General features: G+C 67.1%; 12 protein-coding genes. All 12 read left to right on the forward strand.

All coding sequences use genetic code 11. The features are described from left to right. Window positions 1-33: 33 nt before the first annotated feature. Genes ACH2CY_RS09540 through ACH2CY_RS09595 form a run of 12 tightly spaced genes read left to right on the forward strand, consistent with a single transcriptional unit; the run spans window position 34 to window position 19,737 of the window. Window positions 34-1,056: a hypothetical protein gene (locus ACH2CY_RS09540; protein WP_395018464.1), complete on the forward strand. Its 1,023-nt coding sequence runs from the start codon at window positions 34-36 to the stop codon at window positions 1,054-1,056. 7 nt (window positions 1,057-1,063) lie between these two features. Continuing rightward, window positions 1,064-1,723 carry a hypothetical protein gene (locus ACH2CY_RS09545; RefSeq protein WP_395018466.1) on the forward strand — a complete coding sequence of 220 codons (660 nt, stop codon included), beginning with the start codon at window positions 1,064-1,066 and terminating at the stop codon, window positions 1,721-1,723. Beyond that, window positions 1,710-2,813 carry a phage late control D family protein gene (locus ACH2CY_RS09550; protein ID WP_395018468.1) on the forward strand — a complete coding sequence of 368 codons (1,104 nt, stop codon included), beginning with the start codon at window positions 1,710-1,712 and terminating at the stop codon, window positions 2,811-2,813. Before ACH2CY_RS09545 ends, ACH2CY_RS09550 begins: the two co-directional genes overlap by 14 nt. After that, the gene (locus ACH2CY_RS09555; protein ID WP_395018470.1) at window positions 2,810-3,448 is read left to right on the forward strand and encodes a phage baseplate assembly protein V; all 639 of its coding nucleotides are present in this window, start codon (window positions 2,810-2,812) and stop codon (window positions 3,446-3,448) included. The genes ACH2CY_RS09550 and ACH2CY_RS09555 overlap by 4 nt, the downstream gene beginning before the upstream one ends. 13 nt (window positions 3,449-3,461) lie before the next feature. Beyond that, complete coding sequence (locus ACH2CY_RS09560; RefSeq protein WP_395018472.1) at window positions 3,462-3,758, forward strand: PAAR domain-containing protein; 297 nt, start codon at window positions 3,462-3,464, stop codon at window positions 3,756-3,758. A gap of 10 nt (window positions 3,759-3,768) precedes the next feature. After that, window positions 3,769-4,227: a GPW/gp25 family protein gene (locus ACH2CY_RS09565; RefSeq protein ID WP_395018474.1), complete on the forward strand. Its 459-nt coding sequence runs from the start codon at window positions 3,769-3,771 to the stop codon at window positions 4,225-4,227. Further along, entirely contained in the window at window positions 4,224-9,290 is a 5,067-nt protein-coding gene (locus ACH2CY_RS09570; RefSeq protein WP_395018476.1) for a hypothetical protein, read from the forward strand. Before ACH2CY_RS09565 ends, ACH2CY_RS09570 begins: the two co-directional genes overlap by 4 nt. After that, entirely contained in the window at window positions 9,287-11,209 is a 1,923-nt protein-coding gene (locus ACH2CY_RS09575) for a hypothetical protein (protein WP_395018477.1), read from the forward strand. Before ACH2CY_RS09570 ends, ACH2CY_RS09575 begins: the two co-directional genes overlap by 4 nt. After that, window positions 11,206-13,350, forward strand: a complete 2,145-nt coding sequence (locus ACH2CY_RS09580; RefSeq protein ID WP_395018479.1) for a phage tail protein — start codon at window positions 11,206-11,208, stop codon at window positions 13,348-13,350. The genes ACH2CY_RS09575 and ACH2CY_RS09580 overlap by 4 nt, the downstream gene beginning before the upstream one ends. A 27-nt stretch (window positions 13,351-13,377) precedes the next feature. After that, the gene (locus ACH2CY_RS09585) at window positions 13,378-14,859 is read left to right on the forward strand and encodes a hypothetical protein (protein WP_395018481.1); all 1,482 of its coding nucleotides are present in this window, start codon (window positions 13,378-13,380) and stop codon (window positions 14,857-14,859) included. A gap of 19 nt (window positions 14,860-14,878) precedes the next feature. Then, window positions 14,879-15,721 (forward strand): hypothetical protein, encoded by an 843-nt coding sequence (locus ACH2CY_RS09590; RefSeq protein WP_395018483.1) that lies wholly within the window; start codon window positions 14,879-14,881, stop codon window positions 15,719-15,721. Window positions 15,722-15,756: 35 nt separating this feature from the next. Next, on the forward strand, window positions 15,757-19,737 hold the full coding sequence (locus tag ACH2CY_RS09595; protein ID WP_395018484.1) for a DUF4157 domain-containing protein: 3,981 nt from the start codon (window positions 15,757-15,759) through the stop codon (window positions 19,735-19,737). The last annotated feature ends 7 nt before the right edge of the window (window positions 19,738-19,744 follow it).

The following is a 19,744-nucleotide window of genomic DNA, read 5'->3' on the forward strand; positions in this document are numbered from 1 at the left end:
CGGCGCTCGCCGATGCGGCGACGCGTCCTAGCGATGTTCCGGCTGCGACGGCTGCAGGCCGGCCGGCGGTCGCTTTCCCTGCTCGCGCTGCATTGGCGCCTGCGGGCGCGGTCATCCGCTACCACGGTATCGTCCGCTACCACCACGCCGTTGGCTGTGCGCGCGCCCGAAAGCCGGGCCTCAGGCGAAGCGATGCGGATGGTGCGGCTGCAACCGGATCCGACGCCGCAGCAGACGGCGGCGCTGGCACTGCGGTGGCTGGAGCGGGCCCGGCTGCCGCGGGACATTATATATAGAGATCGAGAGGCGAAAGCGGCTGCAGCCGGAGCAGCCGCTGCCAAGGGGATGCGGCCGGCCCCGGCGCGTGTTGTGTGGGCGCCAATCCGCGCGGGCGCGAGCCCGTCCACGCCGATGACGCTGAGCGTGAAACGGCATCGCTCGGTCGTCCAGTCGCGGCATATTGCAGCGCCCATCCGCTCGGCTTTACACAGCGCCGCTGCGGTCGACTTCCGCCGCGCCGCCCGCCCGCGCCATGAGATCGCAACCACGCGTCCGGTGATTGGCAGAACGGCGTCCGCCGTCTGGCGCGGGGGACGCGCGGTCACTCTCCACCAAGCCGCCCGCAGCGAAGGGACGGCTGCGACGCGGGCCCAGGCTTCTGCATTGACGCCACGCCGTCTGGTTCCGACCCAAGCCTTCCGCCAGGCGGTGCAACCGGTCGCGCAGATAGTGCGCAGCGACCCTGTCGCACCGGTCCCGCCGCGCGCCGCCGACTCTGGCGCCGAGCGCATCTTCCGCAAGTCGAAGCAAACGGCCCTGGCGCTGCCAGCAGCTGCCGGCGGCCCTGCCCAGGCTTCGCCGATGGCCGATGCGAGCGCCGCGGCGCCGTCGGCGGTTGCCACCGCTGCCTCGGTTCCGGGGTCGCGGCGCCCGGCCGCGTCGCAGACCGAGACGGCGCTCGTGCTTGCACCGCCCGTGCTGGACCGCATCGCCGATGACGTGATGCACCGGCTGGAGCGCCGGATGCGCATCGAACGCGAACGCCGCGGACTCTGAGGTCGCCATGGCACTGGAGAAAGCCACCATCGAGATCCTGCACGGGGCCAACGCCTCGCAGCGGATCACCGTCATGTTCAATCCCGCGGAATACTCGATCGAGCGGGCGAACGCCTTCAAATCGACCTCGATCCCGGGTCTCAGCGGGCCGCTGCTGCAATTCATCAACGGCGAGGCCGACCAGCTGTCGATGGAGCTCTTCCTCGACGACTACACCGACAAGCCAAAAGATGGAAAGAGCGTCGAGCAGAATGTCGCCGCCTTGGCCGGGCTGCTGGAGATCGACCGCGACCTCCATGCGCCGTCGCCGGTGCAGTTCGTCTGGGGCAAGCTGCATTTCACCGCCGTCGTCGAGAAGCTGTCGCGCAAGTTCACCCTGTTCCGGCCGGACGGGACGCTGGCGCGCGCCACGCTCAACATCAGTTTCAAGGAATACAAGACCCTCCCCGAGCTGGTGCGCGAGCCGCGCCTGCAATCTGCCGACAAGAGCAAGCGCCGCGTCATCGTCGGGCGGGATTCGCTCTGGGCGCTGGCGGCGCGCGAATACAACGACTGCGCGCTCTGGCGCAGGATCGCCGAGCACAACGATCTCGACGATCCGCGCGACATTGCGCCCGGCGACTGGGTGATGGTCCCACCCTTGGAGCGCGACGATGGACATTTCTGACGCCTCGCGCACCTATGGAGCCTTCTACGTCCCGGCCTTTGCGATCAAGGTGTCCGGCAAGGACCTGGTGCGGGAGCTCGGCATCGGGGTCAGCCAGGTCGAGGTCGATCTCACCCTGGGCGCCGCCGGGCGTTTCAGCTTCACCGTCGTCCACACCTACGACATGGAGCGGCGCGCCTTCCTCTATGCCGACGGACAGCCGCTGTTCGGCCTGTTGAAATTCGGCGCGCAGGTGGAGATCGGCATCGGTTATGGCGATGCCACCAAACTCAAGGTCATGCTGCAGGGTGTGATCACGGAGATCACCACCGGTTTCTCGGAAAGCGGCGCGCCGGAGCTGAGCGTCGCCGGCTATGACCATCTCTTCCCGATGACGCTCGGCAAGCGGTCCCAGAGCTGGACCGACCAATCCGACAGCGACGTCATCGCCAAGCTCGCCAAGGCGCACAATCTCCAGACCGCGATCGAGCCCACCGCCGAGAAGCATCCGCAGATCGAGCAGAACCAGGAAAGCGACTTCGAGTTCGTCAAGAAGCTGGCGGAGCGGAACCACTTCGAGTTCTACGTCGACCAGGACAAGCGGCTCCGGTTCGGGCCGCCGCACGACAAGGATGATGGCATCATCACCCTGCGCTGGGGCGAGAGCCTGCTGAGCTTCAAGCCGGAGGTCAATCTCGCCGCACAGGTGTCGACCGTCGAGGTCTATGGCTGGGACCCCGACACGAAGAAGCCGATCGTCGGGCGGGCGGTCGCCGGCGAGGAATCCGGGCACGACGCCAAGGGCAAGAGCGGCGGCGAGCGGGTCAAGACCGCACTCGGCATCGACCCGGTGCTGCAGCTGCGCCAGCCGGTCTTCACCGAGGCCGAGGCGAAGCGCCGCGCCCAGGCTGTGCTGAACGACCATGCCAAGCGCTTCCTGACCGGCGAGGCGGAATGCATCGGGCTCCCCGAGCTGCGTCCCGACCGGAATGTCGTGTTTGGCAACCTCGGCGAGCCGTTCTCCAAGACCTATTACATCCAGCAGACCACGCACAAAGCGGACAGCGGCGGCTATCGCGCCCGTCTCAAGGTGAAAGAGAGCACGATATGAACATGATGGACCCGATGCCGCGCGAGACCACGATCGAGGCCGGCGGCTACGCCAAGGGCGTCGCGGTCGCGGTGGTTCGCGACAACAAGGACGCCAGCGGCCAGGCGCGGGTCAAGGTCAGCTATCCCTGGTATGAGCAGCCGCGCCAGAGCTATTGGGCCCGGGTCGCGATGCCGATGGCCGGCGGCAAGCGCGGGGTCTACTTCGTCCCTGAGGTCAACGACGAGGTCCTGGTCGCGTTCGATCGCGGCGACCTGCGCTTTCCCTATGTCATCGGCTGCCTGTGGAACGGCGTCGACAAGGCGCCGGAGACGAATGGCGACGGCAAGAACGACAAGCGGCTGATCCACACCCGCAAGGGCCACAAGCTGATCTTCGACGATGGCGCCAAGGGCCTGGTGCAGCTTCAGCTCAACGACGGGAAGATGCTGAAGATCGACGACGAGGGTATCGCCATCGACGACGCCAAGGGCAACAGCATGGTGATCCTGAGCAACAGCGGCGGGATCACCATCACCGCGAAGGCCAAGCTCGCCCTGAAGGCGGCGCAGATCTCGATCGAGTCCAGCGGCACCATGGACATCAAGGCGGGCGCGACGCTCGGCCTGCGCGGCGCCATGGTCAACATCAACTGAAGGGGACAAGGTCATGGGACAGCCCGCCGCCCGCGTCGGAGACCAGACCAGCCACGGTACGCCGTTGGCGCCGGGGCCGGGCTGTCCCACCGTCCTGATCGGCGGCCAGCCCGCCTGGCGCGCCAACAGCGACTTCCATGCCTGCCCGCTGTTCAACGCCCTGCAGCCGCATGTCGGCGGCACGGTCGCGGTCGGCAGCGTGACGGTGATGATTGGCGGCCTGCCGGCGGCGCGGCAAGGCGACATCGTGGTCGAGCCCGGCGGGCCGAACCCGATCGCCCTGGGCGCGCCGACGGTGCTGATCGGATGAAGGTGCGCGCATGAGCGGCGAATCCCAGAGCGTCGACGAAACCGAACGCAAGGAATGGCTGGGGCGCGGCTGGGCCTTTCCGGTGCAGATCGATCCGCGCACCGGCGGAGTCAAGTGGTCGGCCCATGAGCTCGATATCCGCCAGTCGATCCAGATCATCCTCGGCACGGCCCGCGGCGAGCGGGTGATGCGGCCGGATTTCGGATGCGGCATCCACGATCTGGTGTTCGAGGTGATCGATGTCGCGACGCTGACCCGCGTCGAGGCGGCCGTACTCGACGCGATGCGCCGCTACGAGGCGCGAATCGAGGTCCTGGGCGTGCGCGCCGATCCGTTGCGGGCGGCCGAAGGCAAGCTGCTGATCGAGATGGAGTACCGAGTCCGCCGCACCAACCAGATCGGCAACCTGGTCTATCCCTTCTACTTCCGCGAAGGCGCGGTCGGGTTGATCGAGGAGAGCCGCCGGTGACCCTGTCCGAAGCACCGCATCTCGACCGCCGGCGGCGCAGCGCGCTGCGCGACGAGCTGACGGCGCGGGCGCGGGCCTGGCTGCCCGAATGGCGACCGCGCGCCGAAGGCGCGGACGGCGAGCAGACCGATTTCGCCGCGGCCCTGTTCGAGATCGCCGCGCGAATCGGCGCCGAGGTGACGCAGCGCTTCGACAAGGTGCCGGAAAAGAGTTTCCGCGGTTTCCTGCATTGGCTCGGGCTGCGCGGCGAGGCGGGGCGGGCGGCATCGATCCCGGTCGTCTTCAGCAGCGGCGAGAACGCCGACCCGATCGACGCGCCGGCCGGCGTGCAAATCCAGGCCACCGCCGGCGACGCGCCGGTCACCTTCGAGACGGCGCAGCCGATTCGCATCCTCCGGGCTAAGCTCGCCACCGTGGTCGCCGCCGATCCGGCGCACGATCGTTTCACCTTGGTGCCGAAGCTGCTCTCGCCGCTGCAGCCCCCGGCGGCTCTGCCCGAGGAATGGACCCTGCGGTCGCTGGCGCCCGACGGTGCGACGCGACTGCAGCTCGATCCCGAGGTCGGCCTGGAACCGGGCATGGTGCTGAAGGACTCGAAACAGCGGGAATACCAGGTGACCGGTGTCGATGCTGGCATCGTCAGCATCGCTCCACCGCTGAATACGCCGACGAATGACGCTCTCGCGGACAAGCAGGCGCTCCCGGCCGGGGAGAAATTCACGCTGGTGACGGTCTTCGATCCCTTCGGCGAGACCATTCGCAGCCGCCAGCAGCACGCGCTCTACATCGGCGCCAAGGATGCACTCAACCTGGAATCCGCCGCGACGATTGAATTGACGCCGGTCGGCGCCGGCTTCGAGGCCGCCGACTGGCACTATTGGGGCAAGCAGGGCAACTCGGAATCCGACTGGCAGGAACTGAAGCGGGACAAGACGGCCACGGGCGGCTTGCTGCTCGAGAAGCCTGCGGGTGCCATTGAGGAAGCGGAACCCGACGGCCTGCCGAAAAGCCGTTGGATCCGCGCCACCTATGCGCCGCTAGCGAATGCGGAACCGTCGGAAGCATCGGCGCTGCAGCTGAAGATCAACTCGAAGGACTGTGGGACCGCGACGCCGCCGGCGCCGGCCGGTGGAGTGAAGATTGAGGCCTTTGCTAACACGCGACCGCTGGTGCTCGATGCGCCATTTAACCCGTTGGGGCTCGAGCCGCGCCAATTCGATGCGTTCTATCTCGGCTGCAAGGAGGCGTTCTCGAAGCCGCGTGCGACCGTTGTGCTTGGATTTAAGTTTGATGACGGCTTTAAGACCGCGGCGACAGCGATTGCGTGGGACGGCATGGGAACCCTAGCGCTTGCCGTAGGCCTGGATCACAAACTGAAGCGGCTGTGGCGGCCCAGTGCGGCGAACGCCGCCGTCCAGCGCGATTCCATTCAGGCCCAGACCCGCGAAGAGGAGTTCATACCCCTGGGAGGAAACTACCCGCCGAGCGTCGCCATGCTGAACGGTGAAGTTCACGCTATCGTCGGTGACGGACGCCGCATCTGGCATTGGGTGTCTAACACGCCTAACGGAGCGGGCACTTGGACCTCATTAGGCGCGCCGGTCAAATCCACGGTGCCGGAACCGGAATTCGAGCCACTCCTGATGCGGAAGGGGAATGGACTCATTCTCTATCTGCGTGCGAACGAGAAACTGTTCGCCTGGGATTTCAGCAAAGGAGACTTGGCGGGCTGGGAGTCAGCCCAGCGCGATGGTGACACCGTGAAGCTCGCCAGGCTCGCATCGGTGGTGCGCGAGAACGCGGTCTTGGGCGGAAGCGATGAGTCGGACGGATTGTTCGTCATCGACCAGGCAGACCGTCTGCTGCGTCGCAGGACCACGGGGACTTGGCAGACACTTTCCGCCCTCGGTAAAGTCGATCCCGAGGTCCGACCGCTGATCATGAAGATCGGATCGGGTCATGCTTATGTCGCGGCGCGCAAGCCCACAGCGCAGGGGCGGCAGCTGGTCGGCTTCGACCCCGACAAACTGATCGGCGATAACGCGAATCTAGTCGAACATACGATCGATCTGGTCGGCGGTTCCATTGCGGTCTCCACCGAGGCCGGCAGGGCCGGTGTCGGCGTGATACTGGCAGCGCGGGAGTCGGGCGCCGTGCGGGCGGCCGTTTGGTATCCTTTCAATGGCGACGTCTACCGGTCGCTGCTCGGTGTCGGCGGCATCGGCGAACAATCCACCGGTCCGGTCAATCTCGGCACCGATGTCGTATTCCCTGCGGTGACCGGGGATCTAGGCATCTTGAGCTTGCGTCGGGAAAGCATAGCACCCTTGGCCGACGCCGCGCTCAGCGACGCCGCGGTGTTCACCGACGGCACAGACTGGTCGAACGAGGGCCCGTTGCTGCTTCAGCTGACAGCCGGCGGACTTGTGGATCCGTTCCTCGACGTCCAGACGATCCTGCCGCTGCCCAACAACGGCTGGGCTCTGGAGCTCAAGAGCGCGCGGGCGCCCAATCCAAATCCCCAGGCGGTCGAGATCTATCAGGCGCTCGACGCGACTCCGCGGGACGGTACGCGCAAGTCGGGCCACAAGATCGCGCTTGAAGCCACCGATAAGGAAACGCAGCCGAATGATCTTCTGCACGTGACCGACGGCAGCAACGCCCGGATCTATGAAGTGAGTGCGGTGACCGGATCTTTACCAAACCGGGTCGCCGAGATCGACTCGGACGCACCCGCCTTGCCGGCGGGGCCGGGACTCTCTTACCGACGCGTGAAGCATAAGCAACCGATGACTGTACAGATGCTACCCACTCTGAGCACCGAGGGGGTTGCTGCGGTGACTGTGAATGCCCTGGCCAACGGGCGCGTCAGCGTCTCAGGTCTCTCTCCCGATCCGCAGACGATCAAGGTTGTGGTTCCAGCGAAGAATCGTGTGCTGCTGGATGCCGTGTGGAACGGGACAGTGCCACCGAGTGCGAAAGTCAAAGGGCTCGCCTATTCGAGCGTGCCGAACTGGCAGCTTCTGTCGGTTGAGCCGCCACGAAACCCGGAACTTTCCTGGGAGTACTGGAACGGTAGCGGCTGGTGGCGCATCCAGGGCGTGCTCGACCGCACAGCCGACTTCGTCTCCTCTGGCAACGTCACCTTCTGCGTGCCCGCCGATATGCAGGCGACCGACGTTGCCGGCCGCACCAATTTCTGGATCCGGGCGCGCCTGGTAAGCGGTGACTTCGGCAAGGAGACGGTCAAAGTCACCGACAAGGGCAACGGGGTCCAGGAAATCGAGCGCAACACGGACAACCAGCGGCCGCCCTACGTCACCGACTTCCAGCTGGCCTACCAACTCTGCTGCCCGATCGCCCCGGACAAAGTCATCGCGCTCGACGGCGGTACCTTGCGCGACCAGACCGATGCCAACCGCACGCCGGGGGCAAGTGTGCGGTACTTCATGCCTTTGGCCTGGGAGCTGGCGCGAGTCAGCGCGGACAGCTTTGCGGCAACCGGGAAGTCCGACGACAAGGCGAAGCCGCCGGCCGCAGACTGCATCGATTGCGCCACCGGCGCTGCCTGGAGTCCCGGCGATGAAAAGGCGAGCGGGGAGTCGAAGGTCGTCAGTGCAGGTCCGGCGATCTATCTCGGCTTCGACGGTGAACTGCAGGGCAATGCGATCAGCCTGCTGTTCCTGGTAAGCGAGACCGAAGGTCTGGTGGACGAGCCACTGCGCGTCGACGCGCTTGCCAATGGCGCATTCCAGCGGATCGAAGGGGTCAGGGACAACACCCGCGGCCTCAACGAAAACGGCACCGTCACCTTCAACCTGGCGCGGTCGCCGGAACGCATGCGTCTGTTCGGAGATGAGCGATACTGGCTGCGCATCCTTCCCGGCCTCGCAGCCGCAGACGCATGGCGGCCGCAGATCCAGGCCATCTATCTCAATGCCGCCTGGGCCAGCGCCACCGAGACGCAGGCCTTCGAGCGGCTCGGTTCCTCCGATGGCGCTCCAGACAGGAAGATCGCCTTGGCGCGGCCGCCGGTGCGCAAGGACAGCCTCAAGCTTCGGATCCGCGAATCCTTGAGCGACGAGGATATCGATCAGCTGCGCAGGAACGGGACCGATGTCGAGGCGGAGTTGCACTTCTGGAAGGGGCCATGGGTGCTCTGGAAGGAAGTGTCCAATGTCGCGGACTGGGGCAAGCATGACCGCGTCTATTCCCTGGATGACGAGACGGGCACGATCACCTTCGGCGACGGCCTGCGCGGGATGATCCCGCCGATCGGCACGGACAACATCGTGGCCGAGTCCTATCAGAAGGTCGGCGATGTATCGGCGAACGCGGTGCGGGCCTGGAGTCAGCTCAGCCTGGTGACCCCGCTTCCGGGAGTGGAGGGCGTGATCGCGCCCCAGGGTGCCGCCGGCGGTGCTTCCGCGCAGGATGCGGCGGCCACAATTCGCTTCGCGCCGGCCAATCTCAACATGCGGGAGCGTGCGCTTACCTTGCGCGATTTCGAGACGCTGGCCCTCCAATTCTCGCCGTTGATCGGCCAGGCGAAAGCGCTGCCGCGCGGCAGCGGTCTCCGACTGGTCATCGCCGGCCGCGGTCCCGATCCGCTGCCCGACCGGGCGTTGCGCCGCACCTTGCGCGACTATCTCGCCGGGTTGGCCGCGCCGGCCGCGGGCTCCGCGACGGCGCTGCAGGTGGTGGCGCCGGATCCAGTGCCGCTGCGGGTCGAGCTCAAGTTGACCGTCGCCGCGATCGAGATGAGCCCGAAGGTGGCGCAAGACTCCGTCGCCCGGCTGGTCACGCTGTTCGACCCCGGCCGCGGCGGCCTCGACGGCGCCGGATGGCGCCTCGGCACGGCGCCGTCCAAACCGGAGATCGCCGCCGCCCTGGTTGAGATCGACGGGCTTGAAGGCGTGGACGATGTCGTGTTCAAGACGATCGACAAGGACGATGCACTGATCCCGCTGCCCGCGGTGCTGAAACCCGCCCAGCTGCTGCAGCTGACCGGTGACGACATCCGCATTTCCTTCAACATCGGCAACGACACGGTGCCGGCATGAAGGACCTGCGCCTCCCGCTCGACGACACCACCTTTGCGGCGCTGGCCGAGCTCGGCCGCTCGGTCATTCCGGCCTACGCGCCGGATTGGACCGACCACAACATCCACGATCCCGGGATCATGCTGATCGAGCTGATGGCCTGGGTCGCAGAGGCACAGATCTACTCGCTGTCGCGGATGCGCCGCGACGAGCGCACCGCCTATGCGGGGCTGATGGGCCTGCATCCGCGCGGCCCGCGTCCGTCCAGAGGACTGGTCTGGCCCGATCCGGAGAATCCCTGGTCGCCGCAGCAGATCGCCGATGGATTGATTGCGAAGGCGACCGCGATCACGCCGGACTACATGCAGGCGCCGGACTTCCAGATTGCGCGGGACCTCCGTCTTACGCCGGCGGTACTGGTTGAAATCCGCTCCGAGTTCGCCGACGGCAGGCAGCCGAGCTGGACCAAGATCAACAACGAGGAGGGCGGCAGCTATCTGCCGTTCGGTGCCGCACCCGCGCCCGGCGACCGCCTGGTGCTGGCGTTCAGCGGCCGGCTCTTTGCCGGAAGTGCGTCGGACGCCATGCCGATCAGCATCGGCGTCGAGCTGGCGGGCGATCCGGCACCGGCGCGTCCGGCCCGCGGTGCCCCGGCGGCAACCCACGGCGCGGTCCGCCTTGCCGTCACGCTGGAGGATGGTGCAGGCCGGCGGCCGGTCGAGCTGGTCGAGGATGGGACGCGCGGGCTCTCGCGCGGCGGCGTCCTGCTGCTGCGCATCCCGCGGCCGGTCGATACCGACTGGCGGCTGGTCATCCAGAGCGCGACCGGTGGCTTTCTGCTGCCGCCCCGCGTGCAGCGCATCGCCCCCAACGTGCTGCCGGTGGAGCAGGGCGGCACCGCCTTCGAGGAGATCGGCGAGTTCGGCACCGGCCGTCCCGACCAGGTCTATGAGCTGCAGAACCCCGATCTCAGCTACGGCGCCGGCGAACTCGACCTCGAGGTCAAGATCTCCAAGCGGATGGAATGGAAGCGCTGGCGCGCGGTCGCCGATCTCTCGGCGGAAGGGCCGGCGGCGCGGGTCTATGTCTTCGACCCGATCGAGCGGACGCTGCGTTTCGGCAACGGCATCAACGGCGCCATTCCGGAGCTGGGCGCCGCGATCCAGCTGCAATATCCGGTCAGCGCCGGGGCGCGCGGCAATCTGCCGGCCCGGATCTCCTGGCAGATCGCGGGCACCAACGTCGCGTTCGGCAAGAACAGCAAGCCGACTGCCGGCGGCGAGGGCGCGCGCGATCTGGCGGCGCTGCAATCGCTCGCGCGATCCGACCTTCGCTTGCAGCGGCCGATCGTCAACCGCGGCGACCTCGAGCAGGCCGCGCGGTCCTGCGCCGATCTCAAAGTGACACGCGCCCAGGAGATCGTGACCGCCGCCATCGGCCGGCGCTACCCGCACGGCACACGGGTGCTGCTGGCGGTCGGTCCGCACGATGCCGAACAGCCGCAGCGGGAATCCGCCGATTGGCTGAAGGAGATCCGGGCGCGGCTCGCCCCGAATCTTCCATTGGGCCAGCGGCTGATCGTCATCGCGCCGCGCTATGTCGATGTCCGGATCACGGCGGAACTGATCGCGGCGCCGAAAGCGGATCCGGCCGTGGTCCAGCGCATGGCGATCGAGGTCCTGAAGGCCGAAACGGCGCTGGTGGCAGAGAAGTCCGGCGACAAGGCATGGCCGCTCGGCCGCGATCTTGCACCGTTGTCGGTCGCCGGCTGGTTGCGGAAGGTTGCCGGCGTGGCCCAGGTCAAAGCGCTGCAGCTGTTCGCCGCCGGCCGAGATACCGGCGACAAACCGATCGTCCTCGGTGCGACCGGGTTACCGCGCCTGGCGATCGAGCCCGCGGACATCGCGGTGAAGCGCGCCGCGCCGGGAGGCGACCGATGAGCGCGATCCCGATCAAGTCCTATCAGTTCTCGACCGGGGATCAATGGCGCGCCTGCCTCATCCATGGCTTCGATCCCGGCCGCGACGGCACCCTCAACCCGGCGACGCGGTTCGGCCTGCATCCGGCGCCTATCGCCGCGCCGGCCGCCACAGCGATCGCGGTGGATCATCTGGGCGGGGTGCAGTGGCGCATTTCCGATCCGCATGCGCAGGCGCCGCGCTTGATGCAGCTCGACGCGTTCGGCGCGGTCGCCGGGCCGTTCGAGATCGACACCGCGCTCGCCGAGAGCCCGCGGTGGCTGCTCGACCGCCACTGGCTCTGGGCCTTCAAGGGAAGCCCGGCACGGCTCCGTCGTTACGATCGCGAAACGCTGCAGCTCGACCTTTCGCTGGGAGGGGCCGAGCTCGGTGCGGACGCTGTCCTGCTGGATATGGCGCCCGATGGCGAAGAGGGCGTATGGCTGCTCGCCCGGCTTCCGGATGGCAGCCACCGGCTGGTTCGGGTCGATTGCCATGGGGCGATCCGCGCCCACCGCAGGCCGCCGGCGGAGTCCGGTCCGCTGCGCGCGCTGACCATCGTCGCCGGTGGTGCCACCTTCATCTTGCTGCAGGAGGATGGGCGGGCGATCTGGGTGGTGCAGAGCGACGACCGCACCGCGCCGCGCAAGCTCGATCTCCGCATCGCCGGGCCGACGTGGACGGCGGAGCGGATCGCGAGCGACGGCCGGACGCGCTTCGTGCTGCTTGGAAGAGAGGGGCAAGCGGCGCCGACGGTCTGCGTGTTCGACGCCAGCGCCGATCTCATCGAAGGTCCGCTGGACGGTCTGTCGGGCGATGCCCAGGACCGGATCGATATCGCCATCGGCGACGGCAATCTCTGGCTCGCCCGTGCGGACGGGCTCTGGCGGCTCGATAGCAGTGAAGCCTCGGGGCAGCGCGAATCCAGCAGCGTGCTGCTGACGCCGATGCTGGACTCGCCGCCCTTCGGCGACGATCGCGGCTGGCTGCGCGCCGAAATTATGACCGAGCTGCCCATCGGCGCGGTGCTCGCGGTCGCCTATGCCAGCACCAGTGATCGCAACCTCGCCGGCCAGGTGCGGCGGATCGCGGCCGACGGCACGCTGACCCAGCAGGCGCGGCAAGACCGGATCTGGAGGCTGCTGGCGCCACCGGCCGAGCAGGAGCTGCGGATCACCGGACCGACGGCCAAGGAACAGCCCGTGGCGTTCCCGCTGTTCGAATCGCAGGACCGCTGGCTCTGGCTGCGCATCAGCGTCACGACGCCGCCTGGCACGCCGCCGCCGGTCCTCACGCGGCTGCGCGTGCTCTATCCCGATTTCTCGTTGGTCCAGTATCTGCCCGCGATCTTCCGCGGCCCGAAGAACGATCCCCGGGGCTTCCTGCGTCGGCTGGTCGGCGTGCTCGAGGTGACCAGCCAGGGCCTGGACGAGAAGATCCGCGGCATCGGTCGCAACATCGATCCGGACACGGCGCCGGACGAATGGCTGGACTATCTCGCGGGCTGGCTCGACCTGCCCTGGGATTCGGCGCTGCCGGAAGCAGCGAAGCGCTGCATCCTCCGTCATGCAGCGGTACTCCAGCGCGGGCGCGGCACGCGCAACGGACTCGAGCGCTTGCTGCGCTGCCTGGTCGGCGCCTCGGGTTCGGTCGCGATCCGCGACGACACGGTCGACCGGGATGTGATCCGGCTCGGCGGCGCAGGTTGCCCCGGCGCGGCGCTGCCGGCACTGATCGCCGGCATGTCCGATCGGGTTGCGGCCTTCAACCACAAGGCGGCGCTCGGCCGGGTGCGGCTCAGCTGCAGCCCGTCGGACTGTGATCCGCTGCGGGTGCTGGCGCCCGGGTTGCGCATCGTGCTCACCGCGCCGCGCGACGTCCGGCTGAAAGTCGAGCCGCTGGTCGGGGCGATCCTGCGCCAGTTCATCCCTGCAGGCCTCGGCCTCTCGATCGGCTGGCGCACGCGCCCGGCAGCGCTCGCACCGCAGGGCGACGGGGAGATTCTCGACGGCAACGGTCCCGGCATCCTCGGCTCCGACAGCGCGCTTGCGCGCACGGTGCTGGCCGGGCGCGGCGCCAATCGCATTTCGGAGACCGGTCTCGATCTCGGATTCCGGTTGTAACAGGAAGGTCGGCAAGGAGGCACAATCATGCGCGACGAAGCGGCGACCAGGCATCCCGATCACGGCTCCCATGACTGCGGGTCCGGCGATTGCGGGTCGGGCAAGCGAAACCGTTTCTTCCGCGGCAAGCAGATGCGCGCCGAGGAATTCAAGATCGAGCAGCGCCACATGGTCGAGCGGCGGCGGCTGATCAACCGCGCGGTGCTCGGCTGGGGCGTGGTCTACGGCTTCAAGCTGAAGCTCCACGACACGCACCCGCCGCAGCACGCGCCGACGACTGCCGCTCAGCAGGCTGCGACGCCGGGAGCTCCTGTGCCCCCGCCGCCGGCCATGCGCAAGAAGCTCAAGATCGGGCGCGGCTTTGCGCTCGATCGTCACGGGCGCGAAACCGTGCTCGAGCACCGGCTGACGCTCGACGCCGGCAACACCTTCCTGCTGTCGGAAGACGGCTGCGAGCCGCGCAAGATTTCCGAGGCCAAGCCGGGGCGCTATGTCCTCGCCATCCACTATGCCGAACGCGCGATCGAGGACAGCAAGTCGCCCTGGGGCTGCGGCTGCGGGAAGCCGGAGAAGAAGTACATCTGCGAGACGGTGGCGTTCTCGCTGCGGCCGCTCGGCGATCACGCCTGTCCCTGCCCGGAGCTCCATTGCCATCGCCACTGCAAATGCCCCGATCGCGACGACGCCTGCGGCACCGCGGGCCGCGGACCTCATTCCTGCCTGTGCCAGTGGCTGAAGCATGCCGAAATTGCCGGCGAGGCCAGCCCGGCCCATGGCTGGCAAGGCCTCTGTGTCGATCCGCATGCCGGCGTCGATCTCGCCTGCATCACGCTTGGCGAGTTCGACTCCAAGTGCGAGCCCATCGCCGTCACCGCGATCGACGACGATTGCGGCCCGCGCCGGTTGGTCAAGAGCAATGACCTGCTCTACGACCTCGCCCGCGGCTGCGACCTGACCAAGATCGAAACGATCAGCTGGGATCAATGGCACCGTGATTTCCTGAAAAAAGAGCCGCCTGTGCCGTTGTGGAGATTCTTCGAGTTCTTCGGCACCAGCGGGCAGACCGAGTTCACAGTGGATTTCTCAGGTCCGGTGCTGACGCGTTCCATCATGCCGAATGCGCTGATCATCAGGGTCTACACTCAGGATCCAGGGACCGGTTGGCGCGTGCCAATGCAGGTACCCATCGATAGCCTCTTGGACGAATCCGATTCCAGGAAGACCACCACAAAGCATATTTGCGTCTATGTGAGTCCGGAGTGGATCAGGGACGAGTTGACCGGGAAGAACTCAATTCTCCGGCGAGAAGACGACAATTTCCTCGTCGAGGTGGAGGTCCGTGGGACGATACTCCGCGACTGTCACAATCAGGCGCTCGACGCAGACCCGGGTTTTGAAAGCCCCACGCCCAGTGGCAACGGCACACCCGGCGGGGTCTTTCTTTCGAGCTTCTTGGTCGATCCCAAGCAGAACATCAAGCCGCCCGTGTCCGCGAGCTCTGGATCCTAAGATCTAAGGGAGAAATGAAATGAACGCGTCCAATCTACCGATCATGCAACAGGGTCTCTCGAACTTGTCGCGGCCGCGGTTCAGCCCCGGCCTTCTGCTCGAGGACGAGGACCTGACGGCGGGCGTCGATTACACCCGCAATCTCATGAAGCTGATGTTCAGTTCGCTGTTCGGCTGCGGCGTCGTCTGTGGACTGAAAGTGACGGCGGTGTCGGAATGCGACGGGCGGAGGCTGGGCATCAAGATCGGCCGCGGCCTCGCCCTGGACTGCGCGGGCAATCCGATCAATCTGCCGGATGACGTTTCCTTCCCCTATGATCCCGGCTGCGAGAAGATGCCGAAGGAGCTCTGGGTCTCGGTCTGCTACATAGAGAAATGCTGCCGCAAGCGCGACGTTTCGTGCGCGCCCGATGACGAGGGTGAGGCAGTCTACACCCGGGCGGTCGCCGGGTTCGAGGTCCGGGTCTGCGACAAGCAGCCGAAATGCGCCTGCGCCTGCCTGCCGAAGCAAACGCAGCCGCCCCGCCAGCAGGAAGGATGCTGCGAGGAGCATGCGGAGCGGAACGCGGCGCAGCCGGGCATCAGCGCGGATGCGACGGCTGAGGATTTCTGTCGATGCTATGACGATCACATCAACGGCGTCTGCGGCTGTGACTGCGGCTGCGAATGTGTCGTGATCGGCAAGCTGGATGCTTTCGACATCGCGACCAAGAACGAAAAGAAAGACATCCCCGCCGACAGCCGCATGGTGCGCAACATCCGGCCGATGCTGATGGGGCATTGGAACTGCATCAAGCCGAAGCAGAAAGACGAAGCCAGCGCACCGCCGCCGGGTGACGGCACCAGGCCGCCGAGGGGTTGATGCCGGTGGGCGCTTACGTCCATTAGGCGGCGCTCATGCCGATGACACCGGAGCGCGCCACGGATTTGCGGCGGTCGACGTCGGAGCGGCGGCCGCCGGCCGCGGCGATCGCGCGCGCGACGGCAGGCGGGGAGTCACATCCGGCGCAGTTGCTGCAGCGGCGGCTCGGCAATCAGGGTGTGGCGGCGATGGCGCGCCAGGCCTTGCAGCGCTCGGGTGCTGCCGAATCCGCCGCCCCCGGCCCGCCGCTCCGGATCTCCTCGCCGCAAGACGCCTCGGAGCGCGAGGCCAAAGCCATGGGGGCGGCAATCGCGCGGATGCCCGCGCCGGCTGCGGTCGGCGTAACCGCGACCGCCGGTCAGGCGGAGCTGCAGCGTGACGCGGCAGGGCCCGCGCCGGCGGTGACGCCGTCGGCGAGCGAGATCGGCGGCGCAATGGCGACCGGCGGCGCGCCGCTGGCAGGCCCGGTGCGCAGCTTCATGGAGCCGCGCTTCGGCGCCGATTTCGGCGCGGTGCGCGTCCATACCGACAGCCGGGCCGCCGGACTCAGCGATCGCCTCAACGCCAATGCCTTTACGGTCGGCAGCCATATCTTCTTTGGCGGCGGCCAGTACCAGCCGGAGACGACCGGCGGGCGCGAGCTGATCGCGCATGAGCTGACCCACACGATCCAGCATGGCGCCGCAGCCCAGCGATCGGAGATTCGCCGTGACGCGGCCTCCGGCCCGATCCAGCGCGAAGAGGAAGACAATCGCCCCTGGTACGAGAAGCTGCTCGACTTCGGCGAGAGCGCGGGCTGGACCTTGCTGCGCCAGGTGGCGCCGGGCCTGGTGCCGATCATCCAGAACGGGCCGTCCGGCGTGTTCGACTGGCTGAAGGAGCGCGCGACCGGCGCGATCGAGGGCGTGTTCAACACCGTCATGGCCCCGGTCCGCGCGGTCAGCGGCATCGGCCTGCAGCTCGGCGCCGAGTTCCAGCCGCTGGTGGTGGCGCTGCAGACCGCCGCTGCGCAGATCGCCCAGAACGACTGCACGCCACTGCGCATCGCAGCGGACAAGATCGAGAAGACGGCCGAGCAGCTGATCCTGCCGATCGTGGAGCGGCTGCAGCCGGTTGTGGTGAAGATCAAGCAGCTCTTCGCCATGCTGTGGGACAAGATCGGCGCGCCGATCTGGGAGCTGATCAAGCAATACGCCGCCCAGCAATGGGAAATGCTGCAGTGGATGTGGGGGCTGATCAAGGACTACTACAGCTGGGTCTGGGAGAAGACCTCCTGGATCCGCTCGATGGCGGCCAAGGCCTGGACCTGGATCAAGAACAAGCTCGGCATCGGCGAGGGTGCCGAGGGCCAGGACGGCCTGCTGCAATGGCTGCAGGCCAAGCTGCAAGCCGCCTGGAGCGCCATCAAGGCGCGGCTCGAGCCGTTCAGCCGGGAGCTCGCCGTCATCGGCGGCATCGTCGCGGGCGTCGCCATCGCGGTCTCACCGGCCGGTCCGATCGCCGCGGTCGGCGCGGCCGTCGCCGCGGCGGCGCAGGGCCTGCGCTGGATCGCCGCCAACTGGGGCAAGGGCAACATCATCGTCCAGGCCCGGGTCCAACTCGAGAAGGTGCTGATCCCGCCGCTGCTCGCCGCGGCGCAGCGGCTGGGCGGCGCCGTCACCCAGGTCGCGAACACGATCAGCGGATTGCTCGGCGCCTTTGCGGGCAGCCTGGCGCGGGCCGCGGCCTCGCTCGGCGGCTCGCTGCTGCAATTCGCGGTCAACGCGGTGCAATGGGTGGCCGACCAGGTGACCGCAGTGGCGGTCTGGGCGAACCAGCAGCTGGCGCAGGCCGCGCAATGGATGACCGGTGCGCTCGGCCGGCTGCAATTCTTCCTGCAGCAGATGCTGACCCTGTTCCAGAAGGTCGGCGGCGTCGTGCTGGACATCTACGGCCTGCCGCTGCTGCTGGCGGAGAAAGTCTGGAACTGGATCCCGGCCTGCATCCGCGACCCGATCGTGGATTTCATCGGGCCGATCATCCTGGAGCAGATCGAGCTTTTCTCGGAGCTGGCGAAGGATGCCGACGCCTGGCAGAAGACCAAGGCGGATATCGCCAAGCTGATCAAGCTGGTGTTCAAGGACCACGACCTGATCGGCGCGGTGAAAGAGGCGTTCATGCTGGTGCTGCGCGTCTTCAACCTGCCGCTGGACCTGCTGCAGACGGTCGCGGCGAAGGCGATGGCGGCCTGGGACACCGTGAGCAAGAAGCCGCTCGACTTCATCAAGAACACGGTGCGCAGCCTCGGTCACGGCTTCAAGCTGCTGTGGAGCCGGATCGGCTATCACCTGGAATACGGGCTCAAGGGTTGGCTGCTCGGACCGCTCGCGGAGAAGAACATCACGCCGCCGGCCAGCTGGACCGACCCGAAGGATGTGTTCTTCTTCGTGCTCGACGTGCTCGGGCTCTCGGTCAACCACGTCTTCGAACTGCTGGCGAAGCGCTTCGACAAGGAGAAGGTCGCGAAGCTGCAGGTCTGGTACGGCCGCATCGTCAAGGTCGTGGACTGGGTCAACAAGACGATCGACGTCAACAAGTCGCCGGCGGAGAACACCAAGGGCCTGATCGGCCAGGCCAAGGAGTTCGGCAGCACCATCCTGAAGGGCCTGGTCTCCTGGGTCACCGTCAAGGTCGCCGAGGAGCTGGCGCTGATGGCCACGTCCGCCGCCGCTACCGCGGGCCTCTCGGAGGTGATCGACGTCGCACGCCGCATCTACAAGGCGCTGGTCACCGCCAAGCGTTGGGCGCGGCGGCTGGTCGACATGGCGAACGAGGCGTTGGACAATGTGCTCGACATCGCCGACGGCAAGATCGAGACGGTCGGCGCGAAGTTCCGCGACATCCTGCACAAGGGCATGCCGGTGGTGATCGGCTTCCTGGCCGACCAGGTCGGCCTCGGCGACGTCGGCCGCGAGATCTCCAATATCATCGACAAGCTGCGCGCCCAGGTGGACTCGGCCATCCTCTGGCTGATCGACAAGGTCAAGGCGGCGCTGGACGCGGTGATCGCCGGCATCAAGTCGGGAATCGCCGCCATCAGCGAATGGTGGAAGGTCCGCCTGAAGGTCGGCAGCGGGAAGGACACGCACACCCTGTCCTTCCACGGCGACGAAAACAGCGAGGCCGAGATCTATATCGAGAGCTCGCCGCGCCGGTTGCGGAACTTCATCGCCGACCTGCAGGCCGACCCCAACTACGCCGATGCCGACAAGCAGAAGATCCTGAGCGCCGTCGACAAGAAGATCGACAAGATCCAAACGCTGCAGGGCGAGCTCAAGAAGGCGCTCAAGCTCGGGCATGTGAACGTCGCCGCCACCAAGCGGACCGAGATCAGCGACGCATTCGATTCGATCGGCGAGCAGCTGGGCAAGGTATTCGGCAGCGACGACTACGGGACCGAGGACAATCCGATTCCGATTGCCTGGCCCGGCCCCGCCTCGGCGAACTATCCGACGCTGGTCCTCGGCGGCCGGCTGCCGCCGGACCGACGGCCGAAGTCCCAGTCGGCGATGCGCGCCATCCTGACCAAGGGCCAGAAGGACGAAACCGGTTCCGCGATGGTGGTCTATTCGCCGGAGAAACCCGCCAAGCTGCCCGGCGGAGAAACCATCGGTCTCGGAACCAAGTTCCGGATCCGGCTCGGCAGCATCGTCGGGCCGCTCTCCCAGGAAACCACGGCCGGCGGCGACAAGCTCCTGCGCCTGATCGAGCCCTACGGCTTCAACGCAACGCAGGACGGCTACCAGCTTGACCACGTGCACGAGATCCAGTTCGGCGGCCTGGCCCAGAACGACCAGGTCGAGAATCTATGGCCGCTGGAGCAGGCGACCAATGCCGGCAAGGGCAGTTCCCTGAAAGGCGCTTCCGTCGAGTACCCGAAGGGTCAGACGATCAAGATCGCCACGCTGAAGACAGTCCAAAACGACGACGTCAAGAAGCGCCGGAAATTCTTCTTCAAGATCTCGTCGTTGCGCTGATGCCGCG

It is taken from the genome of Dongia sp., from assembly GCF_041905885.1.
Classification (GTDB): Bacteria; Pseudomonadota; Alphaproteobacteria; order Dongiales; family Dongiaceae; genus Dongia.

Bases quoted from the DNA above. Each gene is read 5' to 3' on its own strand.
- ACH2CY_RS09540 (WP_395018464.1), top strand. From the start codon at position 34: ATGTTCCGGCTGCGACGGCTGCAGGCCGGCCGGCGGTCGCTTTCCCTG.
- ACH2CY_RS09545 (WP_395018466.1), top strand. From the start codon at position 1,064: ATGGCACTGGAGAAAGCCACCATCGAGATCCTGCACGGGGCCAACGCC.
- ACH2CY_RS09550 (WP_395018468.1), top strand. From the start codon at position 1,710: ATGGACATTTCTGACGCCTCGCGCACCTATGGAGCCTTCTACGTCCCG.
- ACH2CY_RS09555 (WP_395018470.1), top strand. From the start codon at position 2,810: ATGAACATGATGGACCCGATGCCGCGCGAGACCACGATCGAGGCCGGC.
- ACH2CY_RS09560 (WP_395018472.1), top strand. From the start codon at position 3,462: ATGGGACAGCCCGCCGCCCGCGTCGGAGACCAGACCAGCCACGGTACG.
- ACH2CY_RS09565 (WP_395018474.1), top strand. From the start codon at position 3,769: ATGAGCGGCGAATCCCAGAGCGTCGACGAAACCGAACGCAAGGAATGG.
- ACH2CY_RS09575 (WP_395018477.1), top strand. From the start codon at position 9,287: ATGAAGGACCTGCGCCTCCCGCTCGACGACACCACCTTTGCGGCGCTG.
- ACH2CY_RS09580 (WP_395018479.1), top strand. From the start codon at position 11,206: ATGAGCGCGATCCCGATCAAGTCCTATCAGTTCTCGACCGGGGATCAA.
- ACH2CY_RS09585 (WP_395018481.1), top strand. From the start codon at position 13,378: ATGCGCGACGAAGCGGCGACCAGGCATCCCGATCACGGCTCCCATGAC.
- ACH2CY_RS09590 (WP_395018483.1), top strand. From the start codon at position 14,879: ATGAACGCGTCCAATCTACCGATCATGCAACAGGGTCTCTCGAACTTG.
- ACH2CY_RS09595 (WP_395018484.1), top strand. From the start codon at position 15,757: ATGCCGATGACACCGGAGCGCGCCACGGATTTGCGGCGGTCGACGTCG.